The sequence below is a fragment of the Rathayibacter sp. AY1F4 genome (genome assembly GCF_002931775.1).
Lineage (GTDB): Bacteria > Actinomycetota > Actinomycetes > Actinomycetales > Microbacteriaceae > Rathayibacter.
This window is the reverse complement of the sequence record NZ_PSVE01000044.1, coordinates 1-5803: the sequence shown is the minus strand read 5'-3', so window position 1 is coordinate 5803 and position 5803 is coordinate 1. Positions and strand designations below refer to the sequence as shown.

Here is a 5803-nt window from a genome sequence, read left to right as displayed (position 1 = left end):
CGCGAGCACGGCGACGTCGGAGGAGTGGCGACCGGCTCGAGTCTGCGGGTCCGCGAGTGCTCAAGAGTTGTCGCAGTCGACGCCGAGTGCGACGACTTCCGGACAGTGGGGGAGGCTCCGGGGTGAGGGCTTGCGAGTGCTCAAGAGTTGTCGCAGTCGACGCCGAGTGCGACAAGTTCTGGACGGTGGGGGAGGCTCCGGGGTGAGGGCTTGCGAGTGCTCAGGAGTTGTCGCAGTCGACGCCGAGTGCGACAAGTTCTGGACAGTGGGGGAGGCTCCGGGGTGAGGGCTCGCGAGTGCTCAGGAGTCGTCGCCGTCGCGGCCGAGTGCGACGACTTCTGGACAGTGGGCGGCGTCCGAGCGGCGTCAGGGGCCTCGGCGGCACCCGTCAGGGGCCCCGGCAGCACCCGTCAGGGGCCCCGGCGGCACGCATCCGGGGGCCCGCGGCGCGCGTCGCGCCCGGCACCCGCGACCTAGGGTGAGGGCATGCATCCGCTCGACGCCCAGGACCCGCTCGCGCACTGCCCCGAGCTGTTCGTCCGCACCCCCGAGGTCCGCTCCTACCTCGACGGCAACTCGCTCGGCCGGCCGCTGCGCGCGAGCGTCGCCCGGCTCGCGCGGTTCGCGGAGGAGGAGTGGGGCGGCCGCCTCATCCGCGGCTGGGAGGAGGGCTGGCTCGACATGCCGCTCGAGGTCGGCGACGCCCTCGGCTCCGCGGTGCTGGGAGCCGCGGCCGGGCAGACGGTCGTCGCCGACTCCACGACCGTCCTGCTCTACAAGCTCGCCCGCGCGGCGATCGCCCGCCAGGCGGAGCAGGGGCGCGACGAGATCGTCGTGGACACCGACAACTTCCCCACCGACCGGTACGTGCTGGAGGGTATCGCGGCCGAGACCGGCAGCACGCTCCGCTGGATCGACTCCGACCCCGGGAGCGGCGTCGGCCCCGACGACCTCGCCCCCGTGCTCGGCGAGCGGACGGCACTGGTGCTGCTCAGCCACGTCGCGTACCGCTCGGGGTTCCTCGCCGACGCCGCGGCGATCACCGCCGAGGCGCACGAGGCCGGCGCGCTCGTGCTCTGGGACGCCTCCCACTCCGTCGGCTCGGTGCCGCTCGAGCTCGACGCGTGGGGCGCGGACCTCGCGGTCGGCTGCTCCTACAAGTACCTGAACGGAGGCCCGGGGGCGCCCGCGTGGGCGTACGTCGCGTCGCGGCACCAGGGCTCGCTCGCGCAGCCGGTGCAGGGCTGGATGGGCGTCGCCGACATGTTCGAGATGGGACCCGGCTACCGTCCGGCCGAGGGCATGCGGCGCTTCCTCAGCGGGACCCCGCCGATCACGGGGATGCTCGCGATGCAGGACATGATCGCGCTGATCGCCTCGGTGGGCATGCCCGCGGTCCGCGCGAAGTCGGAGGCGATGACGGCGTACGCGCTGGAGCTGGCCGACGCGTGGCTGGTGCCGCGCGGGGTGCGGGTGGCGACTCCGCTCGACCCCGCCCGGCGCGGCTCGCACGTGACGATCGCGCACGGGTCGTTCGCCGGCCTGGTCCCGCGGCTGCAGGCGGAGGGGATCGTGCCGGACTTCCGCCGACCCGACGGCATCCGGATCGGCCTCTCGCCGCTGTCGACGACCTTCGCCGAGCTGGAGCTGGGCATGGCGGCCATCAGGGACGCGCTGGACTGAGCGGGCCGGGGCTCGGCGGGGCGGCTGTCCCCGGCCCCGCCGGCGCCCTCACCGCGCGTCGCGCGTCCGGCGGGTGCTCTCCTTCTGCAGGGCCTCGACGAGCTCGGCCTTCGTCATGCGCGAGCGGCCGGAGACGTCCAGGCGCTTGGCGAGGTCCATCAGGTGCGCCTTGGTCGCGTTCGCGTCCACTCCGCCCGCCGTCTCGCCCCCGGGGGAGCGGCCGTGGCCCTCGGCGCGGGAGTCGGAGGGGCCGCTCTCGGCCTTGCGCTCCCAGTGGTCGCCGACCTTCTCGTACTCGTGCTTCAGCGCGGCGAAGGCCGTGCGGTGGGCGCGCTCGCCGTCGCCGTAGCTGTCGACGGCGGAGTCGTGCGCGGCCGACCAGAGCTTCTGCGCGTGCTCGTCGGAGCGCTCGATGGTGGACGGGATCTGTTCCTCGCGGGGCATGGCGGCCTCCCTCTCGTCCTCCGACGCTACGTCGGGTCGGAGGCGCCGGTCACCCCGTTGACGAGCGCACGACGGGGCGCCTCCGTCCCCGGAGCGCACTCGGGAGGCCGCTGCCGGTGTTCTCACCGGGCCGACGCCGATGATGGGGCGATGTTCATCCCGACCAGAGCCGCCGGTCTCGAGGCGCTCGACGACTTCGTCGCCCGCGCCGGCTCCGCCTACGCCCGCGACCGCAACCACGACCTCGGACCGTCCCGGGACAACGTCTCCGGACTCTCGCCCTACCTCCGCCACCGCCTCGTCACCGAGCGGGAGGTCGTCGCCGCGGTCCTCGCGCGGCACCGCCTGACCGCCGCGGAGAAGTTCGTCCAGGAGGTGTTCTGGCGCACGTACTGGAAGGGCTGGCTCGAGCAGAACCCGGACGTCTGGCGCCGCTACCGCCGCGAGGTGGCGGACTCCTCCGCGGGCGATCCTCCGCCCGGGTACCTCGACGCGATCGGCGGACGCAGCGGCATCGACGCGATGGACGCGTGGGTGAGCGAGCTCGTCGAGACCGGGTACCTCCACAACCACACCCGCATGTGGTTCGCGAGCATCTGGGTCTTCACCCTCGGACTGCACTGGCAGCTCGGCGCCGACTTCTTCTACCGGCACCTGCTCGACGGCGACGCCGCGTCCAACACCCTGTCGTGGCGATGGGTCGCCGGCCTGCAGACTCCGGGCAAGACCTACCTCGCCTCCGCGTCCAACATCGCGCGCTACACGGAGGGGCGCTTCTCGCCGAGCGGCCTCGCCACCACGGCCCCCGCGCTCACCGAGGAGCCCTTCCCGCCGCGGGCACCGCTCGAGCAGGACGACGTCGTCGGGACCGTCGGCGCCCGCCCCGGCCTCCTGCTGCACGAGGAGGACCTCGAGGCGGAGAGCCTGCTCGCCGAGCAGCCGGGTCTGGCCGAGCGCCTCGTCGCGTGCGCCGTCGCCGGGGACGCGGGCGGGCGCTCGCCGTCCGGAGTCTCCGACGCGGTCTCCGCCTTCACCGCCGCGGCGCTCGCCGACGCCGCCGAGCGCACCTCCGACTCGAGCGGCCGGCCTGCGAGGGTGCTCGCGGACACGCGTCCCGCGACGGTCGTCGACTGGGCGGTCTCCGAGCGGATCGACACGGTGGTCGTTCCGTACGCGCCGGTCGGGCCCGTCGGAGAGCGGGTGGAGGCGCTCCGCTCGGCTCTCGCCGACGAGGGGGTCGCGCTCGTCACCGTGCGCCGCCGCTGGGACGGTGCGGCGTGGCCGTCGGCGTCGCGGGGGTTCTTCCCGTTCCGGAAGCGGATCCCGGCGCTGGTGCGCGACCTCGTCGAGCCCGCCGACGCGGCCCGCCTGTTCTGAGCGGCGTCCTGTGAGGCGCGTCCCGTGAGCCCCGTCCCGCTAGCCGCGTCCTGTGAGTTCCGTCCTGTGAGCCCCGTCCCGCAGAACCTGCCTGGTCCCGCGGGGCGGGTGCCGCTCAGCCGAGCAGGCGGTCGCGGAGGAAGTCGCTCGCGAAGCGGCCCGAGGGGTCCCACTCGGAGCGGAGGGTGCGCCACTCCTCGAGGTGCGGGTAGAGCGGCGCGATCTCGTCGGCTCCGGCGAGGAAGTGCTTGCCCCAGTGCGGCCGGGCGCCGAGCGGCAGCAGCGCGCCCTCGACGGCGGGGAGCACGGCGTCGACGCCGGCGCGGTCCTTCTTGAAGGTGAAGTGCACGCCGACGCTGTCGCGGCCTCCGGCGGGGGAGAGCCACTGGTCGTCGCCCGCCATGGTCCGCAGCTCCGTGATGAGCAGGACGTCGTCGATCCGCTCGCCGATCGCGCGCAGCGCCACGATCGCCTCGAGGACGTTCGCGCGCGGCACCATGTACTCGCTCTGGATCTCGTCGCCCGCGCTCGGCTCGCGGTCGAGGCGGAAGTGCGGCAGGCGCTCGGACCACGGTCCGACGGAGCCGCCGAACGGGTTCAGGTTGGAGTCGACGCCCTCCGAGACGGCGAAGAGGCTCGCGGAGGCGGCGACCGCGCCCAGGTGCGTCGCGTCGACGTCGGCGACGGATCCCGCCGCCACCTTGGTCTTCAGCCACAGCTGCTCCACGGTCGGCGAGGACCAGTGGGTCATGAGGCTGACGCTGTAGGCGGAGGAGGTGATCGCGTCGAAGTCGTCGAGCACGCGCTCCCAGGGCAGGTCGACGAACGCGTCCTGGCGGACGTCGAAGGTCGGCTGGATGTCGAGGGTCACGCGGGTGACGATGCCGAAGGCGCCGAGGCCGACGACGACGCCCTCGAAGCCCGGCTCCCCGCGGCGGATCGTGCGCAGCGAGCCGTCGGCGGTGACGAGCTCGAGCGCCGAGACGGCGGAGGAGAGGTTCGCGTTGCGGTCGCCCGAGCCGTGGGTGCCGGTCGCGATGGCGCCGGCGACCGAGATGTGCGGGAGCGAGCCCATGTTGTGCAGGGCGTAGCCGTTGCTGTGCAGGTGTGCGGCGACGACGCCGTAGCGGGTGGCGCCGCCGACGGTGACGGTGCTCGCCTCGGCGTCGATCACGGGGTCGGAGGCCAGGCGCCCCAGGTGCAGCAGTGCGCCGGGGGTGTCGGGCAGGGAGTTGAAGGAGTGGCGGCTGCCGAGGGCGCGGACGCGCTCGTTCTCGCGGACGAGGCGCTGCACCTCCTCGACGGACTCCGGCTCGATGATGGCGGCGGCGCGGTACTCGTAGGTGCCCGCCCAGTTGCTCCGTGAGGTCATGGGTCCATTCTGCCGGGTGCGCGGGGGATTTGTTGTTGGTTGCAACGAATGGCCCGGTGGTGCACGGGGAAACCGCAGGACGGAACGGCGTGGAGATTGTTCGGGGCGCGCTTCGAGCCCCTGACGGGGAGGACGGCGCTGACCGCGCGCAGACGACCCCGCTCCGATCTGTTCCGGGTGTGCGTGAGCCTCCTGGTCACGATCGTGGTGGTGCTGCTCGTCCTGGCGACGGGGCCGCTCGCTCCGGGCGACGGGGCCGTCGATGCGACGGCGACCCTCGTTCCGGTCTCTCTGCTCGGCCGGCCGCTCTCCACCGCTCTCTCCGTGGGCTGGAGCGCCGCCTCGTACTCGCGCCTCGACGAGCAGGCGCTGCGAAGCACCGCCGAGGAGGAGGCGCGCGGCGAGCGGCGCCTTCTCTCGCGGATGCTGGGGGCGACCGGGGCGACCGGCACGACGCTGTCGGCGGCGGTGCCGGCGATCGTGGTCACGGTGGCGATCGCGGTCACGGTGGTGATCGCGCAGAGGACGGAGTTCCGCAGCGAGCCCCTCTCCATCGCCGCCGCCCTGCTCACCGTCGCGAGCTCGTGGGTGCTGATGGTCTTTGCGGTCGCACAGGCCTGCCTGCGCCTCGAGTCGCGGTCGCCCCGGCGGTCGCAGGTGCGCTTCGCCTTCGAGGAGGCGCCGCACTTCAGTGACGACGCGACCCTCGCGCTCCTGCTGTCCACGATGGCGGCCACGGTCTCGGCCGAGATCCGCTCGAGAGAGGGCTGGCGCCTGGTGCGCGCGAACGTCGTCTTCGCGTTCGCCTTCGACTCGGTCATCATCCCGATGACGGTGTCGCTGCTGTTCGGCGGATTCACGGGCTGAGACGGCGGGAGCGGAGCGTCCGGCGGAGCCGGGGGCGGTGGGGTCGGGTCGGGTTGGAGG

Annotated in this window: 5 protein-coding genes; 3 read left to right on the top strand and 2 right to left on the bottom strand. The window is 73.6% G+C overall.

Annotated elements, in window-relative coordinates:
* Positions 1-486 precede the first annotated feature (486 nt).
* Positions 487-1683, top strand: coding sequence for a kynureninase (locus tag C5C59_RS16875; protein ID WP_104239646.1), 1197 nt, complete (start codon positions 487-489; stop codon positions 1681-1683).
* Positions 1684-1731: 48 nt separating this feature from the next.
* On the opposite strand, the gene C5C59_RS16870 is transcribed toward C5C59_RS16875, so the two are convergent.
* The gene (locus C5C59_RS16870) at positions 1732-2127 is read right to left on the bottom strand and encodes a ChaB family protein (protein WP_104225169.1); all 396 of its coding nucleotides are present in this window, start codon (positions 2125-2127) and stop codon (positions 1732-1734) included.
* Positions 2128-2277: 150 nt separating this feature from the next.
* On the opposite strand from C5C59_RS16870, the gene C5C59_RS16865 reads away from it, so the two are divergent.
* A complete protein-coding gene (locus tag C5C59_RS16865) occupies positions 2278-3504 on the top strand; it encodes an FAD-binding domain-containing protein (RefSeq protein ID WP_104239647.1) in 1227 nt (408 codons plus the stop codon).
* 115 nt (positions 3505-3619) lie between these two features.
* Here the strand turns inward: C5C59_RS16865 and C5C59_RS16860 are convergent, their stop codons facing one another.
* On the bottom strand, positions 3620-4876 hold the full coding sequence (locus C5C59_RS16860; RefSeq protein ID WP_104239648.1) for an FAD-binding protein: 1257 nt from the start codon (positions 4874-4876) through the stop codon (positions 3620-3622).
* Between the two features lie 183 nt (positions 4877-5059).
* Here C5C59_RS16860 and C5C59_RS16855 point away from each other — a divergent pair, with 183 nt between their 5' ends.
* A complete protein-coding gene (locus C5C59_RS16855) occupies positions 5060-5743 on the top strand; it encodes a DUF1345 domain-containing protein (protein ID WP_181134936.1) in 684 nt (227 codons plus the stop codon).
* Positions 5744-5803 lie beyond the last annotated feature (60 nt).